The following is a 19,289-nucleotide window of genomic DNA, read 5'->3' as shown; positions in this document are numbered from 1 at the left end:
TGCTTATCTATCCAACACAAAATTATATTTACACTAACTTACCAGGCAGGTAAATTTGCCGGCCCCCAGATTCTTCACCACTCCTTTAATTTCCATCATCGTCAGTGTACTACTGACTTTCTGGGTGTCAAGCTGAACCCGGCTAGTTAACTCATTCACTGATAGCCCCTCTGCTTGAGTAGCCAATATATTAATGATGGTTTGTTCGACAGTTGATAAATCCAGCCTTGGCTGGATAGGAAGATCTGCAGCAGAGATACCCAAACTAGTTAGCACATCGCTGACCTGGGTAATAATTTGAGCACCGTCTTTAATTAACTTATTAGTACCCACTGCTTGTGGAGCAAAGACGCTCCCGGCTATAGCAAACACATCGCGATTGAATTGCAAAGCCAGATCGGTAGTGATCAGGGCTCCGCTTTTCTCACCAGCTTCTACTGCTACCACGCCTAACGCCAGTCCAGCGATAATCCGATTTCTAGCCGGAAAGTGATGTTTCAGGGGAGGCGTGCCGATGGGATATTCTGAAATAATGGCTCCGCCATGCTCAACGATCCGCTGGGCTAATTGCCAATTACTGGCCGGATAAAAACTATCTCTGTCTAGTCCGGAACCGATCACCGCTATGGCTTTGCCTGGATCGGCCGCCTCCGTCAGGGCCACCGTATCAACGCCATAAGCCAGACCGGAAATAATATAGGCATGAGGACTTAATCCCCGGGCTAACCACCCAGCTGCCCGGACACCATAATCGCTCGGTTTACGTGAACCCACAATGGCTATGGCCGGATTATTTAAAATTTCTGGATTGCCCCACACCCACAATCGCTCCGGAGGATCAAAAATCTGCTTTAGTAATTCAGGATAAATGGGATCAGATAAACTAATTTCTAAAAATTCCAATGATTTTTTATCAATATTATGTATAATGTGGGCGATAGCATCATGTTCGCTTTACTCTACTTCCACTATAACAACAATGAATCAAAAAACTATTCTAGATATATCAACTGGCTCCATTTTTAAAGTTATTCTGGTTTTATTGGCGCTGTGGTTTTTGTATTTTGTGCGCGACATTATCGCTATTATTTTTGTGTCGGTTATTATCGCAGCGGCCCTTTCTCCGGTGATAGACAAATTATGCCGTCGTAAGTGTCCGCGAGTTATCGCTGTGATTATGGTTTATTTATTTATCTTGGCTCTCATTAGCGCAGTGGTTTATTTCATTGTGCCGCCACTGATCATTCAGATCCAACAATTGGCCGCTATGTTGCCTGACTATCTCAAGACTTTCGGCAATTTGATCACTAGCCTCAAAAACCTCGGCAACGACGCTTGGCTCAATGCTTCCCAAGAAACTCTCAACTCATTATCTAATTTTTTGGGCGGATTTTTGCAAAACATCTTTAATACTACTATCGGCTTCTTCAACGGAGCGGCGGCATTGGCAGTGATGTTTATTTTAACTCTTTATCTAGTTTTGGATGAAGATGGGATCAAGAAATTTTTTATTTCCTTGTTCCCTATTAAACAAAAAGCTCGTTTAATCACTATTGCCCATAAAATTGGCGTAAAATTGGGCGGCTGGCTCCGCGGCCAAATCATTTTGGGCATTATCGTCGGGCTGTTGGTTTATGTCGGCCTCTGGTTGATGAATATACCTTATGCCCTGACTTTAGCTATTTTGGCGGGAATATTAGAGATTATCCCCATTATCGGACCGATTATTTCAGCAGTGCCGGCCATTTTGATCGCCTTCACTATTTCGCCGACAACTGCCTTGATGGTAACTATTTTTTATATTTTAGTGCAAGAATTGGAAAACAAGCTGCTCGTGCCTAAGGTGATGCAGCACACCGTCGGTTTAAACCCTATCAGTATCATTATTATCATTCTGATTGGAGCCAAACTGATGGGCATCTTAGGTATGCTTCTGGCCGTGCCAGTCGCTTCTGTGTTTTTTGTCATTCTCGAAGAATGGCCCCTGATGGGCGGCCGATCCAGCAAGTAAAAACCACCCTTAGGGTGGTTTAGTTGGTTTTAGAAGTTAAGAGCGAGGGTCCTCGCTATCAACATAGGATTTGCCCGCCTTGTAGGCCTTAAGTTCTGCGTCTGTAAAGTGCTTAGTGCCAAGCACGGCTTGACGCCATAATGGCCATCCTTTCACCTTTTCAGCCGTTTTCTGCATATCGGCCAATGTCTGGATGCGCTCTTCTGTTGTCACTTCTTTCACCTCCTGGATGTTAAGTTACAACAGCTCGTTAATAAGCTGTTTTATTTTATCTGATTTTTGAGAAAATCGATTTCATCGCGAAGTTCAATGGCAGTTTCAAAATCCAAATTTTTGGAAGCCAAATCCATCCGATTCTCCAAATCGGCAATTAGCAGTTCAATCTCTCCACTGTGAGCAGTTTTGGCAAATTTGGTTAGTTTACGTTTTTCTTCAGCTTCATGCTTGGCTGCTTCAGTTTCTGCTTCCGAAGCAATACTGACAATCTTGCGCACAATTGAAGTAGGGGTAATATGATGTTCTTGATTGTAGGCAATTTGTTTTTCGCGCCGGCGGGCAGCTTCTTCCATTGCCGCTTGCATGGAGCCGGTGATCCGATCGGCATACATAATCACTCGACCTTCCACATTCCGAGAAGCTCGACCGAAGGTTTGGATCAGCGAGGTGCGGGATCGCAAAAATCCTTCTTTATCGGCATCTAGAATAGCGACCAGCGCCACCTCCGGCAAATCTAATCCTTCACGAAGCAGGTTGATACCGACGATCACGTCAAACTTGCCTAAACGCAGATCCCGTAAAATTTCGATGCGATCAAAAGTGTCCACATCGGAATGTAAATACTGGACTTTGATCCCCTGTTCGTTCAAAAAATCGGTTAAATCTTCCGCCATTTTTTTAGTAAGGGTGGTTACTAACACTCGGTAACCCTTGGCAACTACTTGGCCAATTTCTTGCATCAGATTGTCGATTTGGCCAGTGATTGGCCTTACTTCTACCTCGGGATCAATTAAACCGGTTGGACGCACGACCTGTTCCACTACTTGCCGGCTTAATTCTAATTCATATTCATTTGGGGTAGCTGAAACATACACTACTTGGTTAATATGCTGACTAAACTCGGGGAAGCGGAGGGGACGATTATCGTAAGCACTAGGTAGGCGGAAACCGTGTTCAATTAGAGTCATCTTGCGCGAATGATCGCCTTCGTACATTCCGCGGATCTGGGGAATAGTCATATGCGACTCATCGATAAACATCAAGAAATCTTTCGGGAAATAATCCAACAGAGTAGACGGCATTTCGTCAGCCGTTCTGCCTGCTAAATACCGGGAATAATTTTCAATACCAGAAACATACCCGACTTCCCGGAGCATTTCAATATCATAACGAGTCCGCTGTTCTAAGCGCTGAGCTTCCACTAATTTATCGGCTGATTTTAGTTCCTGGAGCCGCTCCTGCAATTCCTCTTCAATTTGGATAATAGCGTGATCAATTCGTTCCTGGGGCATCACAAAGTGTTTTGCTGGATAAATTTCTAGCACATCCAAATTAGCCAAAATTTCGCCGGTTAAATAATCTACCTGCTTAATTTTTTCCACCGTATCGCCCAAAAATTCTATGCGATAGGCCGTATCACTATAAGCCGGGAAAACTTCCAACACTTCTCCTTGAATGCGGAAAGTTCCCCGCACAAAATTAACATCATTGCGTTTATATTGGCTATCCACTAATTTACGCAACAGGGCTTCGCGAATATATTTTTTATTAGTCCGGATTTCTATAGCAATGCTCCGATAATCTTCCGGCGAGCCTAACCCATAAATACAGGAAACGGAAGCCACAATTAGCACATCCGAACGGGTGAGTAACGATTGAGTGGCCGCATGGCGTAATTTATCAATTTCTTCATTGATGGATGCGTCCTTGGCAATGTAGGTATCAGTTCTCGGGATATAAGCTTCCGGCTGATAATAATCGTAATAAGACACAAAATAATGCACGGCATTATTGGGAAATAAATCTTTAAATTCTGCCGCAAGTTGGGCAGCTAAAGTTTTATTATGAGCGATCACTAAAGTAGGCCTCTGAATTTCTTCCACTACTTTGGCCATTGTGAAAGTTTTACCCGAACCAGTCACCCCGAGTAAAGTTTGATGTTGATAACCTTTACGCAAACCCTCCACCAGTTGTTTTATGGCTGTCGGTTGATCTCCTGCCGGTTTAAATTTTGATACTAGCTTAAAGTCCATCCCTCTCGTCATTCCGGGCTTGACCCGGAATCTAGACATAAAAATAAAAAGGAAATGTTTTTGTTTATTTTTCTTTCTGGATCCCGGATCCTGGTTTGCCTTTGGCAATCCGGTCCGGGATGACAGGAGCGCTATGTTGCTTCCGCCATAATTCGATTTTTTGATGGTGGCCGGACAAGAGAACCTTGGGCACTTTGTTGCCCTCAAACACTTCCGGCCGAGTATATTGCGGATATTCTAAATGAAATTTTTGACCATAACTCTCATCTGTTAATGATGGTTCATTGCCAATAACTCCCGGGAGTAACCGCGCGATAGATTCTAATACAGCCAACCCAGCCACTTCGCCACCCATCAACACAAATTCACCGATACTGATTTTAGCATCGATATATTTCTCCACTCGCGCATCTACCCCTTCGTACCGGCCACAGACAAAAACAATATGCTGATATCTTTTGGCAAACTGAATCGCTAACTTTTGTTGCCAGACTTTTTTACTCGGCGATAGCAAGATTACTAATGTATCCTTAGATTTTTTGGAGCCGACTGCTTTCCTGATCGCCGCGACCAACGGCTCAACTTTCATAATCATTCCGGCTTGGCCTCCGCCGTAAGGCAAGTCATCCACAGTGCGATGCGGATCAGCGGTAAAATCCCGAGGATTGATCGTCTCGACCTTGATCTTGCGAGTCCGAACCGCTTTCGCTAATAATCCTTCTTTACAGAAGTCTTCAATCAACCCCGGAAAAATTGTAATAAATGTGAACCTCATTTCATTCTTATTATACGATTCTTCCCCTAACCCCTGCTAATCCGGGCATTGGAGCCCGAATGTCCTGAATTTAGAAAATTCCCGCTGTGAAGCCCGAAACCACTCGGGCGAGAACAGAAAGGGAATTTTCTTAAATGAATAATGAGGGCGACTGCCCGAAGACTTTGGTTACTTTCCTCGGGAAAGTAACTCAACAGCTTTATTCGGCAGTTAATTCCTGCAAATCCTCTTTAGTGGTAGTTCCCGGCGCACTGGCGCTGCGAGATTCACTTGCTTCTGAGCGCCGACCAGAGCCGCCTTCTGGCTCGATAATCTTGAGATTAATACGTGCGTTAATTTGCGCTCCTAATACCCGAAGTAAGGTCCGCACGGCTTTAGCGGTTTGACCCTCTTTGCCGATAATCTTGCCCATATCTTCTGGAGCCACTGTTAATTCGATCAACACGCCCATTTCGTCAACCTTGCGCTCTACCTGAACTTTGTCCGGATTATCGACGATGGCTTTCACCACGTATTCAACGAAATTCTTATCTTTATCGCCCATGTTCCTCCAAAACTTTTAACTGATGACGCTTTCCTTGCGTCATCATCCTGGCTTCGACCAGGATCTTTATAAATTACTCAGTTTTCACGTCAGCGACTCCGATTCCTGCATCAGAATTACTTTCAGTCGCGTCTTCAGAAGGTGTTTCTGTTGATTCTGTCACCGGGGTTTCTACTTCCGGGGTTGTTTCAGTAATTACTTCTGCCGCCGGTTGCTCTTCAACTGTTGGCTCTGGCACTTCCTCGGTCGGCTTTTCAGCCACTGTGACTGCCGCTACCGCTTCTGCCGGCTTCGCCACCTTCTTTGGCGCCTTATGATACTGCACCACCCCCAAATTAAACCCTTGCTTATTCAAAAGCTTAGCTACAGTATTAGTAGGCTTGGCGCCTTTAGAAATCCAATATTCCACCCGATCTTTTTGAATGACCAGGGGTTGGCCTAAATCAGTGGGGTTATAATTCCCTACTATCTCGACAAATTTTCCATCCGTAGGCATACTATTTTCCGCGACCGTAATGCGGTACATCGGTAGGTTGCGTCTGCCTTTACGGGATAATCTGATAACTAGCAATTTCTTCCTTTTCTTGGCTTACATTTAAAGCTCCTACAAGATATGACAAAAGCTGGAAAGTGTCAATAAGAGCCATATATAGGTGACAAGGGCAGGAAAAAGCCTTATAATCTGGCTATTCAATATTTTTAGCATGAAAATCGAAGTAAAAAACCTGTTAAATCAGCCGGAAGGCAGCACCGAAAACTACCCTTTAGAGATAACTGCCCTACCGATTGATGAAGCCAAAGCCCAAATAACCGGCCAAGCTGTTTTGACTCATCTGGATGAATTTATCTTGGCCCAGATTAAAGGAGACGCTCACATCATCCAGCCCTGTAGCCGATGTCTGAAAGAAGTAATTTTGACTATCCCGCTGAATTTTTCCAGAGAATTTAAGACAGAGATTCCGAGTCCCGCCCAGAATAACGAAAACATAGACGAGGAGGCTTACCCGATTGAAGATGGACAAATGGATCTTGATCCTGTGCTCACCGAAGAAATTATTGCCAGTATTCCCCTCAGAGTGCTCTGTCAAAAAGATTGCCAGGGTCTGTGCCCAAAATGTGGAGCTAATTTAAATGACAATCCCTGTAAATGTGATAAAGTAAAGTTTGAAATACACAATAAGATAAATCTATAAGATTATGGCTGCTCAACCAAAAAAGAAAATCAGTCATGTGAGAGGCAAAACCCGCCGGGCCCATATCGGTGTTAAATTTAGCAATCTACCGCTCTGTCCTAGTTGCCGGCACCCTAAACCCGGTCATATCGTCTGCCCTGAGTGCGGTTATTATGGTAAGAAAAAGATCCTTAATACCAAAACCGACAAAAGAATAGCCAAACAATTGCGCGAAACTAAAAAAGCGGAAGCGGCTAAAACTAAACTCCAAGCCAAAAAGGATTCTCAACCCGCCAAAACAACTAAAAATAAGGTGAAAGCAAAAGGTAAAAGCACCCGGACAACCGATGAGGTCAAAGCCTCTAAAGTCAAAAATAAGTAAGTATGGCATCTAACCGACATTTTGCCCGCATCATTACGATGCAAAGTTTGTACGAATTCCTCCAGCGCGGAGGCGATTTGGCGGACATAGTAAAACGAAATATGGCTAATCATGAATTTGACGAAAACAACACTAAATTCATTTTAAAAATCGCCGTTGGCGTCCAAAAACATTTGCCAGAAATTGATGAGATCATTACTATTTCTGCTCCGGAATGGCCCCTACCGCAAATTGCGCAGGTCGATCTGTCTATTCTGCGCCTAGCTATTTTTGAATTATTATTTGATGATGAAGTACCCCCGAAAGCAGTGATTAATGAAGCAGTTGAACTGGGTAAAGCTTTCGGCGGAGAAAATACTAGTAAATTTGTGAATGGAGTTTTAGGCACGGTTTATCGGAATTCGGCTAAATATCAGGAAGAAGAAGCCAAAGCCGCCGCCCGCTTAGCAGAACAGAAAAATACAGAGCAATCCCCTCCTGCCGGAGGAGGGGTTGGGGGAGGAGGGAGTATTAATTAAACACTCCCCACCTAACCTCCCCTCCGTAAGGGGAGGATTTATTTATTGACTATGGAAGCCTTACAACAATTACAAGAAAAATTAGGTATCAAGTTTACTGATTCCAAGTTATTGGAACAGGCTTTTATCCATCGCTCATACTTAAATGAACATTCGTTTCCTTTAGGCCACAACGAACGTTTAGAATTTTTAGGCGATGCTGTACTTGAGCTTATCGTTTCAAATTATCTCTATAAAACTTTCCCTGAAAAACCTGAAGGCGAACTTACTGCCATCAGGGCCGCTTTGGTCCGCCGGGAAACTCTCAAAGAAGTAGCCGATGAACTGGAATTTCATAAATATCTAAAACTGAGCCGGGGCGAAGCAAAAAGCGTAATTAACCAAGCGGCAATTCTTTCCAACACGGTGGAGTCGGTTATCGGGGCTATTTATCTCGACCAGGGTATTACTTGGGCAGAAAAATTTATTCAACAATATTTGATTCCCAAAACTCACCCGATTGTAGCAGCCCAGAGTTATGTAGATGCCAAAAGCCACCTGCAAGAACTCGCTCAAGAAAAAGACAGTTTTACGCCAACTTATCAAGTAGTGAATGAAAGCGGACCCGATCACAATAAAATTTTTGAAGTCGCGGTGCTGATCGGCAAGAAAGAATGGGGCCGGGGCACCGGCAACTCCAAACAAACCGCCGAAATGGCCGCCGCTGCCGACGCGCTCACAAAATATTCTGCATAAGTACTGTTCGAGAAGCATAGCGACGAGAACTAGTAGGTCGATAGTTCTCACTACCGTTCGAACAGTATTAACAAATACAAAACAACCCCGGGATTAACCCGGGGCATTATTAAATCCAAATGCACAAATGTGCTAGACAAGGGCCCACTTTCTCATCTTGTAAGCCAATGCCTCTAAGTATCGGGATGGATCTCGGATGTCCTCATCGACAAAGAATGCAAGAGATACTGTCTGAAATCTGTATCGCATAATTACGACACATTCCTTAGAGACATGTTGATTCAGGCCGTTAATAATATTGTCAAGCTGGCTCCCGCTTACCTCAAAGTCGTATGGATTGAATCTTATTTCAATTTCCAATCGTAGCGGCTTTTTCTGTTCTTGTTTGAATGTCTTTGCAATGTCTGTCAGAACAGCAGCTTTTTTGGGACTGCTATCAGCATAACCCATCGCCATATTACGCTCTTCCCTCTCCAGATCAAAGAATAATTCATTTCTGGAGCTGAAAGAAAACTCATTATCCCCCGTCCAAACTACCTCGCCAACATTGGGTATATTCGGCATATCGGTCTCCTTCGCACCTGTTTTAACAGGTGGAATAGTATGTTTACCGAGCACTTCTGCTCCGACCATAATCTTGTTGTCAATAATTTAACCATACTACTTTTTGGAGGTTTTGTCAAGAGTTTTCCGCTCCCAGAGCTGATTTTAACAGGTCAGTAGGTTAGTAAAAAATTGTCATCCCAGACCGGATTGCCGGAGGCAAATCAGGATCTGGGATCCAGACAAGAAAACAAACAAAAACATTTTTCTTTTTTTATTTTTCTGTCTGGATTCCCGCCTGCGCGGGAATGACGGAAGGGGCAACAGAAATAACAACATCTGATGTCGGCATAGAAAAGCCGGAGGCTTTAACATGGCCGCCTCCGCCAAACAAGGCCGCTAACCGGCTCACATCCACATCTAACGCCTCGGTGCGCAAATTAAATTTGAATTCAGCGCCGCGTTCGGATCCTAACAGTACCGCTTTAACATGCGGAACTGTCCGCATCAGATCGACCACCCCTTCCAAATCCGCGTCGGTCGCTTGGCACTCTTCCAAGTCAGCCGCTGTGATCATAGCAATAAGCACATTCCAGCGCCGGTTCCGCCGCATTTTTTGGAGTACTCGTCCCCACAACTTCAATCGGGCAATGCTTTTATCGGCATAAACATAGCGGGTAATTTTACCTAAACTGGCTCCCTTCTCCATTAACTCCCCGGCTACCTGTAACACTGCTCGGCTAGTATTAGTGTGCTGAAAACTCCCTGTATCAGTAGAAATCCCCACCAACAAGCAGGTGGCGATATCTTTGGTGATTTCTCTTCCCCAAGCAGTCAAAATATAAAATACTAATTCGGAAGCGGAAGAAGCGGTGGCATCGACAATATGCACTCCGGGAGTAAGTTTTTGAATCTTATGATGATCGATCACGGCCAAGTTTGGCGGCCAATCGATATTCAATTCCGTATCAGCAAAAAAACCCGTGCGCGACCAGTCGCCACAATCAATTAAAAAAACTAGATCAAAATCTTGAGGAGAAAATTCACCCTTAATACTGAAAAAATGCGGCAGGAATGATAGCCGCTCGGGAGGAGCATCCAAAAAAGCTACCTCCACGCTCTGTCCTCCGGCTTGCAGAGCTAATTTCATCGCTAAACTGGCACCGACAGCATCGCCATCCGGTTTACTATGAGAAACTATTAGAATCTTTTTAGCTGTTTGCGTCAGATTCTTCAGATCCCGGATTCGTTCCTGTAGTTGGGCGGATATCATCTAAAAGTTTTTCTATGCGATAGGCTGCGTCAGGTTTGGTATCTAATTGCCAAACAACTTTAGGTACTTTTTTCACTGGGAAATTTCGATACAAGAAGGTTTGAACCTGATTAGCATGGCGCAATAGTTGATTAAAGGCTTGCTCCTGATCCTTCTCGGCGATAAAACTCACCCAAATCTTCACCGTACTCAAATCCCGACTTACCAATATATCATTTATAGAGATAATGCCAATGCCAAAATTACCTTCTTTTAACAAGAACTCGGAAATAAGCCGATGGATTTGCTGTTGAACTTGCTCGAGGCGATGGCTCATTTGATTAGTTGAGATTGAACGTTTTCTACGCGCACAAAATCTACCCGGTCGCCTTCTTTGATCTTAAAGTTAATATCAACCATGAAACCAAAATCACCGCTGGCAGCACTAGCCACTTCTTCGGCTACTGATTGGATTTTTTTTATCGCTCCTTCCCCTATTTTCTCTTCCTCGCGATAAACTCGGAAAAGATAATCTTTTTTAGCTTCGCCTTTAGTCACCTTAACTCCGATGATTTTGCTTTTAGCCGTACTCATAAACACTTTCAAAACTTTGCCGGTAGCTTCAATGGTTTCTATCCGCTCCCATCCTCCGGCTTCTACTAATAATTTACTTAAATCATCGGTTAAATTGTAAATAATATCATAGGACAATATATTCGTGTTTTCTTTTTTGGCCATTTTAGCTGCACCCGGCAAAGTTCCGACTTTAAATCCGACGACAAAAGCGTCTCCCCCTTGCGCTGTCAGCACATCTGATTCGCTGATATTTCCTATCCCTTCGTTGATAATATTGATTGCGCCGCCTCGATTGGTTTTGAGATTAGCCAGTGCTCCTGTAATTGCTTGTAGCGACCCTTGCACATCGGCTTTCAAGACCACGTTTAAATTGCCGCCTTGGCGTGATTTCATCTGTTCTACTAACGCTCCGAAATCGGCTTTACCGCCAGTGAGTTTACGCCCCGCCGCTACTTTGCGGCTAGCCGCCAGTTGACGAGCAGTTTTTTCGTCAGTTGTCACAACCAACATCTCGCCGACCTGAGGAGGGTCCATAAATCCAATCACTCGCACTGGCATAGAAGGGATAGCTCGCTCAATTCTCTTGCCGGCATGATCATACATCGCCCGAACTTTGCCATAGACAGATCCCGCTACAAAGGCATCAGCTATCTTTAAAATACCTGATTTGACAATCACGGTGGCGGATTGACCGACTTTAATATCTTGCTGCGCCTCGATAATTATTCCTTTAGCTAAACCGGTTACAGGCGCTTTCAGTTCAGCTAAATCAGCGGTCAGACAAACTAACTCTAAAAGCTGATCGACACCCTCGCCGGTTTTAGCAGAAACGCTGACCAGAGGAATTTTACCTCCCCATTCTTCGGTTAAAATATTTTGCTGAGCCAGTTCTTGTTTTACTTTTTCAATATTGGCTCCTGGGCGATCAATTTTAGTTACTGCCACGACTACCGGAACATTGGCGGCTTTAGTCAAATCAATCGCTTCGATAGTTTGCGGTTTTACACCTTCGTCAGCAGCGACTACTAAAATAACAATGTCCGTTACTTTAGTTCCTTGCGCTCGAATGGAACCAAATGCCTCATGCCCAGGCGTATCGAGAAAAGTTATCTTTTTGCCGCGACATTCTACCTGATAAGACCCCATATGTTGAGTGATGCCACCCGACTCTTTCTCAGCCACTTTGGTTTTGCGGATGTAATCTAGGAGTGAAGTTTTACCATGATCAACATGGCCCATAATTGTTACTACTGGCGCTCGGGGGACTAATTCTCCCGCTGCTTCCTCAGTTGCATCGGCAGTAGCGGTATCCTCCCCGCCTGATTTAGCCTGGAAGCCGAAATCATCCGCCACAATAGAGGCAGTATCAAAATCGATATTGTCATTTAGCGTAACTAACAATCCATTTTTAAGAAGATAATGGATAACTTCCGTAACCGGCTTATCTAATAGATGCGCCAGCTCAGTGACTTTGATTACCGCCGGGATAACTACCTCAGGCCGTTCAAATTGAGAAATATTTTCTTCCATATAAATATAAATAAAGCTGCTTGCTGCAGCCATCTTCTTCGTTGTTTCCCTAACTTTTACCTTGTCCCATCTGTCATTCTGGACCGACTGGCCGTAAGGCCCAAGTTCGGATTCAGAATCCAGGCCTGCCTGCCTGCCGGTAGGCAGGGATTCCGGCTCGGAGGCCGGAATGACAAGGCGAATAGGTGTTAACTACACATTTTTGAGGGCTTCCATAATTTTGGCTGCAGATTTTTCGCCGATCCCGCTTATCGCCTTAATTTCCTCGAGGGATTTGGCTTTGAGTATGGCTGTATTATCGATACCGGATTCCTTGAGTTTGCGGACCAAAGCATCCGATAAACCTAACTTATTCAAATCAGACGCGGACGATTTTTTAGCTGGAATCGCCTCGTCTGGCAATTGTAAAGCTTTAATGGACAGGCCGAAACGATGGCTTTCCGGTTCGATATCAATAACTTTTAATTGTAATTTGTCTCCTAATTTAACGATATCGTTGGGGTCGGCCACATGTTCAAACGACAATTCCGAGATATGAATCAGTCCATCTACTTTATCCTCGACTTTAACAAACACGCCAAACGGCATAATTTGAGTCACTACCCCTTCCACTACTTGGCCCACTTTATATTCCTTAATCAAATCCAACCAGCGATCTTCCACTAACCGTTTCATGCTTAAAGAAATCTTATCACCTTCAATACCGATCACTTGCACGGGAATCCGATCGCCCACCTTAGCATAATTTCTAGGATCATCGACTTTGTCCCAGCTAATTTCTGAAATATGGATCAGCCCTTCTAATTCTCCAAAATTCACAAAAATACCGAAATCTACCACTCCGCTCACGCGGCCAGTCAATACCTCTCCGACCTGAATATTGGCAGTGAGAGCATCGAATTCTTCTTGTTTAGCGGCCTTCTCAGAGAAAATCAGTTTATTTATATCTTTATCTAGACCGATAATCTTAACTTCTAAGTTTTGGCCTTCAAATTTAGATAATTTACTTAAAATTTCGTCTTTATCGTTACCTACTCTCGGATAGTGCGTCGGGGTTAATTGAGAAACCGGCAAAAATCCGCGCACGCCATCGGCTTCCATAATCAGACCGCCGCGATTAGCTTCGACTACTCGGGCAGAAATCATCTCTCCGGTTTTGTAGTGATTTTCTAATGAAGTCCAGCCCCGGTTGCGCAAAGCTTCTCTGATGCTCAAGATGACAAATCCTTCATCGTTTTCTTGTTCGACAACTGAAGCCACGATCTTATCGCCCACTTTGAAGTTTGGCATGGAGATGCCGGCTTCCGCCAGCTCTTTACTAGAAATTATTCCGGTAAATTTACCATCCGCAATATCGATCCAAACCCGGTTGGAAGTTACGGCGGTGACTATACCCTCGACCAAATCCCCGGTTTTCAGAATACCTAAATCCCCGGCTGTCTCTAGCAGCTTAGCCATAGGATCATCTGTCACCACTGGTTTGGCTTTAGTAGCCATAATTTATAGGATATAACTTAATAATATAGCGACGCCTATCTAATATAGGCAAATTCGAGCTCCTGGTCAAGTTTTTTACTTTTTGCGTCTCCGCCGGAAATAATAAGCCTGGCTTTTCTCGGCTTCCTGCTCAAGGCGTTGTTTGGGGAGTAGCCTGCGTTGATAAGCTAAATAAGCCAGCCAAATCAATATTCCTAATATTAACAAAGCGGGCCAGAATCGCCAGTTGAAATAAGCAATGCCTTGGTAACGGAAAAAGAGCCAGATTAGCCCCGTGATGCTCAAGGTATACCCCATATTTAACCAATGCGCCCACCAGAACTTCTTTTCTTTGTTTAGTTTTTTGAATAATTTATTATGCCTTGTCTGTAAAATGATCGAGAGCACCAAAATCAGAGCTAATATAATCACCATCGCCCAAAATCCGGGAAATTCTGAATTTATAGACGCATCGAAATAATAAGTATAGTGAAAAATATTTTTAATAGCCATTTTTTTATCCTTTCTTTCTTTTACTGCTCAGCCGACTAGTGGCTGCCTTAGTTTCCTTGTCGGACAGAGAAATCTTTTTCTTTACAAACCCCCGACTTTTTTCGGCTAGTTTGGAAGTCTTTTCTCTTAGGCCGCCGCCGATTATTTTACGTTTAACAAAGCTGTCTTTTTTAGTTGCTGATAGCATAGCGGTAGCCGGCGCCGGTTTAGTCGGGGATGATTTGGGAGCGGATTCTTTTTCCGACTTACCCTCTTCTTCCTCTTTAGCAATAATACTGAAGGAAGCGACTTTATCCCCGCTTTTCAGGCGCATCAGAGTTACTCCTTGTGTCACCCGTCCTAACATCGGGACAGAATTAAGCGGAGTCCGGATAACCTGGCCGTTTTTGGAGGTAATAATGAGATCGGCCGTAGAGACTTTTTCTACTAATCTGCCACCCACAATCTTGCCTGTCCGATCGGTTAGATGCATAGTTTTGACACCGATACCGCCGCGCCGTTGAATCGAATACTGATTTAGATTGGTCCGTTTGCCTAATCCTTTTTCTGCGATAACTAAACAGGCATAGTCTTCGCCCGGCCTCACCACATCGGCTGAGATAACTTCATCATGCGGCCGCAGCTTAATTCCCCGCACTCCGCGAGTGCTCCGGCCCAAGAGCCTGGCGTCGCTTTCTTCAAAGTGAATTGATTGTCCTTCCTTAGTCAAGATCACTACCGTATCTTGCTTGCGGGACTTGCGCACCCATCTTAATTCGTCACCGGGATCCAGTTTAATAGCAATCAGACCATTCGCCCGGATATTGGCATATTTTTCAGCTTCAGTTTTCTTGATCACTCCTCTATGCGTAATCATAACAAGATTATCTCCCGGCTTATAAGAGGGCATCGTCAGTAAAGTAGTCACGGTTTCTTCGGGCGCCAGTTGAATAACATTAACTACCGCCGTGCCTTTAGCGATCCGAGATGCCTGGGGAATCTCATAAACTTTCTGCCGGAAAACCCGACCGCGATTAGTGAATAAAAAGATGTCATCATGATTTTGCGTAGATTGAATAATCTCGATTTGGTCTTCTTCTTTAGTGGTCATACCAATAATACCCTTGCCTCCCCGATGCTGAGAACGATAGACCGCTACTGGCTGTCTTTTGATATAACCCCCTTTAGTTAAAGTGACAATTACTTCTTCATTGGGTACAAGATCTTTTTCGCTGAATTTACCGAGAGTCTGATTAGTAATTTGTGTTCTGCGAGCATCACCATGCTTGGCTTTTAATTCTAGGGATTCTTTCTTGATAATCTCCAAAACTTTCTGCGGATCCCCTAAAATGCTCTTTAGATCTTTAATGAGGGCTAATTTTTCTTTATATTCATCTTCTATTTTTTGCCGCTCTAACCCAGCTAAAGCCGACAGACGCATTTCTAGAATAGCCGTGGCTTGTGCGTCGCTAAGTTTGAATTTTTTAACTAAATTAATATGAGCAGCCTCTTTTGTATCAGATTTTCTGATGGTACTGATTACTGCATCAAGATTATCTAGGGCAATCTTCAGTCCTTCCAAAATATGGGCGCGTTCTTGGGCGCGAGCCAGCTCAAATTCTGTCCGCCGCGTGATGACGGATTGCCGATGAGCAATAAATTCTTCCAAAACCGACTTGAGACTGAGCACTTTAGGCTGCAAACCGCCGGCTATTAAAGCCAGAATATTAGCATGGAAAGAAGATTGCAGTGGTGTGAGTTTAAATAGCTGGTTTAATACTTTTTTAGGGTAAGAATCGGCGCGCAATTCTATAACAATGCGGATGCCTTTACGATCCGACTCGTCCCGTAAGTCAGAGATGCCAATGATCTTCTTGGTTTTAACTAAATCGGCGATCTTAGTCACCAATTCGGCTTTATTCACCTGATAAGGAACCTCAGTAATAATAATGCGATATCCGCGCTGAGCCTCTTCAATTTCAGCTACGCCCCGTATTACGACACTGCCCTTGCCGGTGGCATAAACGCTTTTAATTTCTTCGGGATTATATAGCACTCCGCCCGTGGGAAAATCCGGACCTTGTACATACTCCATCAGATCGTCTACGGAACTGTCCGGTTTATCTACGAGTTGGCAAACCGCATCGACTATTTCTCCTAAATTATGCGGCGGGATATTACTGGCCATGCCTACGGCAATGCCCATAGAACCGTTCAGAAGGAGCTGGGGCAGGCGGGTAGGCAGAACCTTGGGTTCTTGCCGCGTAGCGTCATAATTGTCTTGGAAATCGACCGTATTCTTATCTAAATCCTGTAACATCTCTTCGGCAATCCGAGTCATTCTGGCTTCGGTATAACGCATAGCGGCCGGATTATCTCCATCAATCGAACCAAAGTTACCCTGACCATCAACCAAGGGATAGCGCATACTGAACTGCTGCGCCAAGCGCACCATTGACGGATAAACAATAATTTCACCGTGGGGGTGGTAGTTGCCTGATACATCGCCGCAAATCTTGGCTGATTTTCTATGCTTGGCGGCATGGCTCAAATGCAGATCATTCATAGTTGTCAAAATCCGCCGATGCACTGGCTTAAGACCGTCGCGCACATCCGGCAAAGCCCGGGAAATAATTACGCTCATAGCGTAAGCTAAATAGGATTCCTGCATTTCCTGTTCGAGAATGCGTGGATTTACCTTCCCGATATGATCTTCGATAATATTTTCGTCTTTTTTCATAGATAGAACTGATTACCGCTCTTAGCTACGGCCTATGGCTTTAAATAATTATTATATTATTAACTTTCTACCCCTTAGACGACTTTCCAGGAGTCGATCTGCCATTTGTCGTCTTTTTTGATCAAAACAAACCGCCGCTTTTCTATTTGCGTTCCCTTGTCGGGAGTTTCTTTGTTAATTTTAGCATCAATTTCCATGCGCGTATCGGTAATTTTGCGCGTATCGGTAATTTCAAAACTTTTGATTTCCGTGGCATCCTCGACAATCCCGCGGTTGAATTCCGATTTGGCTTGTTCGGTTAAATACATCATCATGCTGTCCGGATCCTTATTCATATATGCTTGCATGAATTTCCGGGCTATTTCCTCCGCGGCTGCCTTAACTGCATCATCAACTTTGCCTTGCTCTTTCTTGTTGTCTAGATACTTTTGAATAAGATCCTTAGCTCCATCCGATATTTTAAACAGATTCGCCGGCAAAGTGGATTCAATAGTTTTAGACTTGTCGGCAATTAGCAGATTATCATAAGACTCGTTCATGGCCGTGCTGAGTCTATCCAATTCATCCAATTCAGTGATCTCGTTAATCAGACCGCTACGCCCCTTGTCTATCACGCTTTGTAATTCTCGCAAATAATCCAAATAATCTTCTACAAAACCCTGCATCTTAGTAACAACCATATTGCCGGAAAAAGCATATCCGCTGATACTTTGCAGATTATAAGATACATCTTTAAGAACACGGTTGCTAGAAGTCAGGGTTTCCTGAAAGCTTCCCTTGGTATCATCAAAGAAAGCGGAAAATTCTGTGATTTTATCAAAATCATTAGTCAGATTGGTAGTAGTTACGACCACCTCATCCCAGTTTTCTCGAATAATTTGTTCGTGGCTACTGCCTTGTTTTTGCACGCTGTAATAGTAATACGAAGCTAATCCTCCGATCATAATCACTAAAATCGCCACGAACACTGTTAACATTACTCCGGTAGTTCTGGGGCTATTAGCTCGTTGCATTCTCTCGATTTCCTCATCGCTCACTGGCGCATCATTATGGGAAAAATCCCCCATATCTTTGTCTTCCATCTGTAATTAAAATATAGACCGATAATGGTCTTATTATATCTAAAAAAATGCCTGTTTTCAACCTAAAAAGAAGCTTATGAGTTAATTGATTAGCCGGGCTTCTTCTGTTAGGTAAATTCCTGTCTGGGAGCTAACTTTTTTTTTAACTAAACGAGATAGTTTGACAATGTCTGTCGCGGTAGCTCCCCCACAATTAACCAAGAAATTAGAGTGTTTGTGAGATATTCTGGCTTTGCCTAAGGTATAGCCTCGCAAACCTGCCTGATCAATGAATTTCCAGGCCGGTACGCCCCGCTCGGGGTTTTTAAACCAACTCCCACAAGAGGGACCTTGCGGATGTTTGTCTAAACGCGACTGTTTTTCGGCGGCGATTTCTTTAAGCGCCTGTTTTGGATCAACTTTGGCTAATTTAAAAATTGCGCTCAAGACGATTAATTCTGGGTGCTCTTTTAATTTAGAGTGGCGATAATCAAATCCTAATTTACTTGGTTTCATTATGGAAATTCTACCGGTTTTGACATTAAAAATTTCGACCTCTTCTAAAAAATCTTTCGTTTCTTTGCCATAACAGCCGGCATTACCGACAATTGCCCCGCCGACACTCCCCGGGATATTCGCCAAAAAATTAAATCCGCCTAAACCCTGTTTCAACAATTTCCGCACCATCTCCCCCAACATCGCCCCCGCCTCCACGGTCGCGCAGATGCGCGACCGCTCCGATCGAAGCATCGGTCCAATGACTCCATATGAGGACGGAGTATCCGGACTCCATCGGAGAGCAACCTTCCCGTCATTCCGGGCTTTTTTTCTGTCATCCCGACCGAAGTGGAGGGATCTCCGAGCTTTAGTGTCTCGAGATTCTTCGACTTCGCTCAGAATGACAAACCGATTGGCTGTATACCTCACCACCAACCCCCGCCAACCTTTATCCGGAAACACCACATTGCTTCCACCGGCCAACACAAAATATTTGATGCCTAATTTATGGGCTAACCGCAAAACTTCCATCAATTCTGTTTTAGTTTTCGCTGTCGTAAATAAATCCGCCGGTCCCCCCACCTTCATAGTGCAAAACCGCGAGAGTTTTACCCCCCGCGCCACCTTAATTGGACTTTTCAAAATGAATTGCGAGTAATTCTTTTTCACCCCGTTAGAGATAGGAAACAATCGTGTTTCCGCAAATTAGTAATAAATATTTTAACTTATTTATCG

At 44.0% G+C, this 19,289-nt stretch carries 20 protein-coding genes; 5 read left to right on the top strand and 15 right to left on the bottom strand.

Translation table 11 applies throughout. From position 1 onward, the window contains the following. Window positions 1–33: 33 nt before the first annotated feature. Window positions 34–903 carry a DNA-processing protein DprA gene (gene dprA, locus WC805_00725; GenBank protein MFA5967028.1) on the bottom strand — a complete coding sequence of 290 codons (870 nt, stop codon included), beginning with the start codon at window positions 901–903 and terminating at the stop codon, window positions 34–36. Between the two features lie 76 nt (window positions 904–979). Between dprA and WC805_00720 the strand changes: the two genes are divergently transcribed. After that, window positions 980–2,011: an AI-2E family transporter gene (locus WC805_00720; GenBank protein MFA5967027.1), complete on the top strand. Its 1,032-nt coding sequence runs from the start codon at window positions 980–982 to the stop codon at window positions 2,009–2,011. Window positions 2,012–2,047: 36 nt separating this feature from the next. Here the strand turns inward: WC805_00720 and WC805_00715 are convergent, their stop codons facing one another. From WC805_00715 to rpsP, 5 genes are all read right to left on the bottom strand, one after another. After that, the gene (locus WC805_00715; protein ID MFA5967026.1) at window positions 2,048–2,233 is read right to left on the bottom strand and encodes a hypothetical protein; all 186 of its coding nucleotides are present in this window, start codon (window positions 2,231–2,233) and stop codon (window positions 2,048–2,050) included. A 41-nt stretch (window positions 2,234–2,274) separates the two neighbouring features. After that, window positions 2,275–4,260 (bottom strand): excinuclease ABC subunit UvrB, encoded by a 1,986-nt coding sequence (gene uvrB / locus WC805_00710; GenBank protein MFA5967025.1) that lies wholly within the window; start codon window positions 4,258–4,260, stop codon window positions 2,275–2,277. A 64-nt stretch (window positions 4,261–4,324) separates the two neighbouring features. Beyond that, complete coding sequence (gene trmD, locus WC805_00705; GenBank protein ID MFA5967024.1) at window positions 4,325–5,035, bottom strand: tRNA (guanosine(37)-N1)-methyltransferase TrmD; 711 nt, start codon at window positions 5,033–5,035, stop codon at window positions 4,325–4,327. Window positions 5,036–5,234: 199 nt separating this feature from the next. Further along, window positions 5,235–5,579, bottom strand: coding sequence for a KH domain-containing protein (locus WC805_00700; protein ID MFA5967023.1), 345 nt, complete (start codon window positions 5,577–5,579; stop codon window positions 5,235–5,237). A 73-nt stretch (window positions 5,580–5,652) separates the two neighbouring features. After that, window positions 5,653–6,150, bottom strand: coding sequence for a 30S ribosomal protein S16 (rpsP, locus tag WC805_00695; GenBank protein ID MFA5967022.1), 498 nt, complete (start codon window positions 6,148–6,150; stop codon window positions 5,653–5,655). Between the two features lie 133 nt (window positions 6,151–6,283). Between rpsP and WC805_00690 the strand changes: the two genes are divergently transcribed. Genes WC805_00690 through rnc form a run of 4 tightly spaced genes read left to right on the top strand, consistent with a single transcriptional unit; the run spans window position 6,284 to window position 8,386 of the window. Further along, a complete protein-coding gene (locus WC805_00690; protein MFA5967021.1) occupies window positions 6,284–6,772 on the top strand; it encodes a DUF177 domain-containing protein in 489 nt (162 codons plus the stop codon). 4 nt (window positions 6,773–6,776) lie between these two features. Further along, window positions 6,777–7,133, top strand: coding sequence for a 50S ribosomal protein L32 (gene rpmF, locus WC805_00685; protein ID MFA5967020.1), 357 nt, complete (start codon window positions 6,777–6,779; stop codon window positions 7,131–7,133). 2 nt (window positions 7,134–7,135) lie between these two features. Beyond that, the gene (nusB, locus tag WC805_00680) at window positions 7,136–7,651 is read left to right on the top strand and encodes a transcription antitermination factor NusB (GenBank protein MFA5967019.1); all 516 of its coding nucleotides are present in this window, start codon (window positions 7,136–7,138) and stop codon (window positions 7,649–7,651) included. 51 nt (window positions 7,652–7,702) lie between these two features. After that, window positions 7,703–8,386: a ribonuclease III gene (gene rnc, locus WC805_00675; protein ID MFA5967018.1), complete on the top strand. Its 684-nt coding sequence runs from the start codon at window positions 7,703–7,705 to the stop codon at window positions 8,384–8,386. Window positions 8,387–8,518: 132 nt separating this feature from the next. On the opposite strand, the gene WC805_00670 is transcribed toward rnc, so the two are convergent. From WC805_00670 to murB, 9 genes are all read right to left on the bottom strand, one after another. Further along, on the bottom strand, window positions 8,519–9,019 hold the full coding sequence (locus WC805_00670; GenBank protein ID MFA5967017.1) for a hypothetical protein: 501 nt from the start codon (window positions 9,017–9,019) through the stop codon (window positions 8,519–8,521). A gap of 184 nt (window positions 9,020–9,203) precedes the next feature. After that, window positions 9,204–10,202, bottom strand: coding sequence for a bifunctional oligoribonuclease/PAP phosphatase NrnA (locus WC805_00665; GenBank protein ID MFA5967016.1), 999 nt, complete (start codon window positions 10,200–10,202; stop codon window positions 9,204–9,206). Beyond that, a complete protein-coding gene (locus WC805_00660; GenBank protein MFA5967015.1) occupies window positions 10,141–10,518 on the bottom strand; it encodes a ribosome-binding factor A in 378 nt (125 codons plus the stop codon). The genes WC805_00665 and WC805_00660 overlap by 62 nt, the downstream gene beginning before the upstream one ends. Further along, entirely contained in the window at window positions 10,515–12,320 is a 1,806-nt protein-coding gene (gene infB, locus WC805_00655) for a translation initiation factor IF-2 (GenBank protein MFA5967014.1), read from the bottom strand. Before infB ends, WC805_00660 begins: the two co-directional genes overlap by 4 nt. A gap of 159 nt (window positions 12,321–12,479) precedes the next feature. Beyond that, on the bottom strand, window positions 12,480–13,784 hold the full coding sequence (locus WC805_00650) for a S1 RNA-binding domain-containing protein (GenBank protein MFA5967013.1): 1,305 nt from the start codon (window positions 13,782–13,784) through the stop codon (window positions 12,480–12,482). Window positions 13,785–13,859: 75 nt separating this feature from the next. Further along, entirely contained in the window at window positions 13,860–14,276 is a 417-nt protein-coding gene (locus tag WC805_00645) for a hypothetical protein (GenBank protein ID MFA5967012.1), read from the bottom strand. Window positions 14,277–14,280: 4 nt separating this feature from the next. Continuing rightward, complete coding sequence (gene gyrA, locus WC805_00640) at window positions 14,281–16,995, bottom strand: DNA gyrase subunit A (GenBank protein ID MFA5967011.1); 2,715 nt, start codon at window positions 16,993–16,995, stop codon at window positions 14,281–14,283. A gap of 74 nt (window positions 16,996–17,069) precedes the next feature. Continuing rightward, the gene (locus WC805_00635) at window positions 17,070–18,077 is read right to left on the bottom strand and encodes a hypothetical protein (protein MFA5967010.1); all 1,008 of its coding nucleotides are present in this window, start codon (window positions 18,075–18,077) and stop codon (window positions 17,070–17,072) included. Between the two features lie 81 nt (window positions 18,078–18,158). Next, window positions 18,159–19,223: a UDP-N-acetylmuramate dehydrogenase gene (gene murB / locus WC805_00630; protein MFA5967009.1), complete on the bottom strand. Its 1,065-nt coding sequence runs from the start codon at window positions 19,221–19,223 to the stop codon at window positions 18,159–18,161. Between the last annotated feature and the right edge of the window lie 66 nt (window positions 19,224–19,289).

The sequence above is a fragment of the Patescibacteria group bacterium genome, assembly GCA_041659905.1.
Taxonomy (GTDB): domain Bacteria; phylum Patescibacteriota; class Kazan-3B-28; order Kazan-3B-28; family UBA10110; genus UBA10110.
Note: the sequence above shows the minus strand (reverse complement) of the source record. Positions and strands in the feature narration are given on the sequence as shown.

Excerpts from the sequence above, each read along its gene's own strand:
- nusB (MFA5967019.1), top strand. The coding sequence starts at position 7,136 with ATGGCATCTAACCGACATTTTGCCCGCATCATTACGATGCAAAGTTTG.
- WC805_00700 (MFA5967023.1), bottom strand. The coding sequence starts at position 5,579 with ATGGGCGATAAAGATAAGAATTTCGTTGAATACGTGGTGAAAGCCATC.
- WC805_00660 (MFA5967015.1), bottom strand. The coding sequence starts at position 10,518 with ATGAGCCATCGCCTCGAGCAAGTTCAACAGCAAATCCATCGGCTTATT.
- gyrA (MFA5967011.1), bottom strand. The coding sequence starts at position 16,995 with ATGAAAAAAGACGAAAATATTATCGAAGATCATATCGGGAAGGTAAAT.
- infB (MFA5967014.1), bottom strand. The coding sequence starts at position 12,320 with ATGGCTGCAGCAAGCAGCTTTATTTATATTTATATGGAAGAAAATATT.
- WC805_00720 (MFA5967027.1), top strand. The coding sequence starts at position 980 with ATGAATCAAAAAACTATTCTAGATATATCAACTGGCTCCATTTTTAAA.
- WC805_00635 (MFA5967010.1), bottom strand. The coding sequence starts at position 18,077 with ATGGAAGACAAAGATATGGGGGATTTTTCCCATAATGATGCGCCAGTG.
- WC805_00645 (MFA5967012.1), bottom strand. The coding sequence starts at position 14,276 with ATGGCTATTAAAAATATTTTTCACTATACTTATTATTTCGATGCGTCT.
- WC805_00650 (MFA5967013.1), bottom strand. The coding sequence starts at position 13,784 with ATGGCTACTAAAGCCAAACCAGTGGTGACAGATGATCCTATGGCTAAG.
- trmD (MFA5967024.1), bottom strand. The coding sequence starts at position 5,035 with ATGAGGTTCACATTTATTACAATTTTTCCGGGGTTGATTGAAGACTTC.
- rnc (MFA5967018.1), top strand. The coding sequence starts at position 7,703 with ATGGAAGCCTTACAACAATTACAAGAAAAATTAGGTATCAAGTTTACT.
- WC805_00665 (MFA5967016.1), bottom strand. The coding sequence starts at position 10,202 with ATGATATCCGCCCAACTACAGGAACGAATCCGGGATCTGAAGAATCTG.
- WC805_00670 (MFA5967017.1), bottom strand. The coding sequence starts at position 9,019 with ATGGTCGGAGCAGAAGTGCTCGGTAAACATACTATTCCACCTGTTAAA.
- uvrB (MFA5967025.1), bottom strand. The coding sequence starts at position 4,260 with ATGGACTTTAAGCTAGTATCAAAATTTAAACCGGCAGGAGATCAACCG.
- rpmF (MFA5967020.1), top strand. The coding sequence starts at position 6,777 with ATGGCTGCTCAACCAAAAAAGAAAATCAGTCATGTGAGAGGCAAAACC.
- WC805_00690 (MFA5967021.1), top strand. The coding sequence starts at position 6,284 with ATGAAAATCGAAGTAAAAAACCTGTTAAATCAGCCGGAAGGCAGCACC.